Consider the following 2,188-nt stretch of genomic DNA (forward strand, 5'->3'; position numbering starts at 1 on the left):
TTACTTTAATTAAATAAAAGAATTGCTGGTTTTTTACCTTATTATATATCTGTTTAATTTTCAAAGACCAATTTGTTGTATAACATATTTTAATGACATGTTCTATTATATAATACATGTCGATACTTGTCAACAACAATTTAATAATTTGTCGTTTTGAGTTTAATTACTCTCAAGCAACATGGATTATAATATCAGCATATTATATTAATAACAAACTATTAAAACGCTTTCTTCACTAATTAACTTTATTATTCTTTACAACTCTAGTTATTTCTCCATTATAATCATATGGACACGCTAGGCGCAGTTTTATAATATAAAATATCAAATAATGGGCAACATCAAAATAGACTATCATTCATTTCTTTGATGCTGCCCTTATTTTAAATAATATTTTATTTTAATTCTATACCATATACATTTTTTAGTCCTTCAGTAAACTGCATATACTTGAAGCTTTCTCTTTCACTTAAAATTTCATTCTTTATGATATCAAAAACTTCTTCCAAAGGCTTTGCAATTCCAGAAACCTTTTCATCAACTTTTATTATATGGTATCCAAATTGTGTCTTAACAGGATCGCTTGTCTGTCCAACAGCTAATTCAAAGGCAGCATTTTCAAATTCAGGTACCATTCTGCCTCTTGTGAATTGACCTAAATTTCCTCCCTGCTCCTTTGAAGGACAAGATGAGTATTGCATTGCAGCCATTTCAAAATTTAATCCATTATCGATTTTATTTTTTATTTCATTGGCAAGTTCAAATGAATCAACTAATATATGCCTTGCACTTACTGTTTCTTCATTCATGAAATAATTCTTATTAGCCTCATAATAATTCTTTACTTCTTCATCGGTAACATTTACATCTTTTAAAATATGCCTAATGGCAGTTTGTGTTAGCAGCTCTTTTTTTGCAGCTTCAAGATTTATTAAATAATCCTCATTTTTTTGAATTTCATTATCTAATGCATAGCTATAAATTAATTCAAAAGAGATTAGCTGATCTAGAAGTTGTTTTTTGCCTTCTTCTGTTGAAAGGTAGCCCTGCTTGTCTTTTGGAAATCTTAAAATAGCATTATTTAAATCATTTTCTGTTATTTCTTTTCCATTTACCACAGCAATAATTTTTTGTTCCATGTTATTCTCCTTATACATGATATTTAATAATTTTACCTCTTTATAATATCATATACATTATCATAATGAAAACACCTTTATTTCATTATGATAATAAGAATTAGCCTTTAAGAATGCTTTACTTATGATTAGAGTTAATATATAATTATAGGTAACAAATAATAAATATTAATTACTATATATTTATCTTTGCTTCTTCAACTATTATATAGGAGGATTTTATATGAGTATAGATGAATTAAAAGAGGGAATAAAAGCACCTGACTTTAAATTAATGGGTTCTGACGATAAGGAACATAGTTTAAGTGATTATTTAGGTAAGAAGGTCATTGTTTATTTTTATCCTAAAGATAATACTCCAGGATGTACTATAGAGGCTAATGATTTTAGCGATAATATTGAAAAAATTAATGAACTTAATGCGGTGGTCTTAGGAATAAGCAGAGACTCTTTATCTTCTCATAAAAACTTTTGCAATAAGTTTTCATTGACTTTTACTTTACTCTCAGATGAAGATGAAAATGTATGTAAAATGTATGATGTTATAAAAGAAAAAAATATGTATGGCAAGAAGTCCATTGGAATTGAAAGAAGTACATTTATTATAGATGAACAAGGAATAATTAAAAAGATCTTTAGAAAAGTTAAAGTTAATGAGCATGTGGAAGATATTATAAAAGAACTAAATAATTAAGGGAGCACTTTTTAGCACTCCCATAATTATTCATTAATGAATGGCCGCATAACTCTTGTAAAATGTAACCTTGGCTTAATGTGATATACAATTTTATATTTTTGTCCATAGCTGAGTAATATAGTTTATATAGCTTAACTAGTAATTTTAAAAATTATAAAAAGCCTCATAGCTAAGACTATAAGGCTTTTGGTGGCCAGACCAGGAATCGAACCAGGGACACGAGGATTTTCAGTCCTCTGCTCTACCGACTGAGCTATCTAGCCATGTATTATCTAGCAACGTCCTACTCTGCCACTTAGTCGCCCAAGCAGTACCATCGGCGCTGAGAAGCTTAACCATCGTGTTCGGT

The 2,188-nt window shown here is 28.7% G+C and carries 2 protein-coding genes and 1 tRNA gene; 1 reads left to right on the forward strand and 2 read right to left on the reverse strand.

From position 1 onward, the window contains the following. Positions 1–398: 398 nt before the first annotated feature. Positions 399–1,142 (reverse strand): peptidylprolyl isomerase, encoded by a 744-nt coding sequence (locus tag ACJDUG_RS17695; RefSeq protein ID WP_406771192.1) that lies wholly within the window; start codon positions 1,140–1,142, stop codon positions 399–401. 223 nt (positions 1,143–1,365) lie between these two features. Here ACJDUG_RS17695 and bcp point away from each other — a divergent pair, with 223 nt between their 5' ends. Next, positions 1,366–1,836 (forward strand): thioredoxin-dependent thiol peroxidase, encoded by a 471-nt coding sequence (gene bcp / locus ACJDUG_RS17700; RefSeq protein WP_406771193.1) that lies wholly within the window; start codon positions 1,366–1,368, stop codon positions 1,834–1,836. Between the two features lie 190 nt (positions 1,837–2,026). Here the strand turns inward: bcp and ACJDUG_RS17705 are convergent. Then, a tRNA-Phe gene (locus tag ACJDUG_RS17705) sits at positions 2,027–2,102 on the reverse strand. Positions 2,103–2,188 lie beyond the last annotated feature (86 nt).

The organism is Candidatus Clostridium stratigraminis, assembly GCF_045310675.1.
GTDB classification, from domain to species: Bacteria; Bacillota; Clostridia; order Clostridiales; family Clostridiaceae; genus Clostridium_AT; species Clostridium_AT stratigraminis.